The sequence below is a fragment of the Paenibacillus sp. 01T431 genome (genome assembly GCF_056398625.1).
Window position 1 is genome coordinate 1 of sequence record NZ_JBFTPT010000055.1, and the last position, 939, is coordinate 939.

The 939-nt window shown below is 39.1% G+C and carries 1 pseudogene; it reads right to left on the reverse strand.

What is annotated here, in order from left to right:
* Positions 1-281 (reverse strand): annotated as a pseudogene (locus AC1DM9_RS34355) (GNAT family N-acetyltransferase); the annotation flags it as partial.
* Between the last annotated feature and the right edge of the window lie 658 nt (positions 282-939).

A 939-nucleotide genomic window follows, 5' to 3' on the forward strand; every position in this document is an offset into this window, starting at 1 on the left:
GTGATATAGCCCATTTTACCAGTGATATAGCCCATTTTACCACTCTTACTTGTGAATGAAGGCGGGAAATCATAGAAGATAATTGCACCCGTAGCAATAGTTTCTTCATTGTCTTCAACGATCCAYTCGATTAACGAACCATCACTCATCTTATTGTGAAAAAAAGAATTGAGTTCGCTATCAATATCTTGATTCGGTTCRATCCCTTCATCAACTAATTGCTTTTTTCTTAGATGAACCAATTGATGAATATCATTCATATTTGCTTTACGATAGTACATCTACTCACCGCCCCAACAAATGTATATATTGCTGAACGGAGTGTAGCATATTTCACAGTGGAAGTCACCGACTAACATAAACATAGAAAAGCTTGCAAGTTCGTGTTGACCATCTTGCTAGCCTAATACCATACAAATATTCAAATCTTCTATATCAAAGATCTAAAATGCAGTTTGAATCGGAAGAGGCGCCTTCTTCATACCAAGCAGGAAAGTTCGTTCCCCATACATTGTTATGCAAGTTCACATGCATTACGCCTTTGAGTGGGGGAAAGGAATGATCAAACTGTAAAAATCTTCGTTCACCGGGGCATACAAGCGCTGCATCCAATGTTTCAATTGCTAAAGAAAGCAATAAAAATAGCCCGATTATTAGCATGGTGGTATTAAAATAAAATATTTCTTTCTATGCACATTCATCCCCTCCCTTTTGTTTAATATTAACAAAAACACCACCCTCATGTTCAACTAAACTGCCCGTTAGTTGAACAAAAGACTGCCATGCGGCAGCCCTGTCTGTACTTAACTATCGTTACCCGTCCCTCGGTTTTAAGGGTTTATCTCACATATACTCACTCATTCGCAGGATTTCATCACCTTGGATTAGGTCGATTTTAAGAAACAGCACAGGTGATACCGGTTGAGGTGGTGGGCTGGG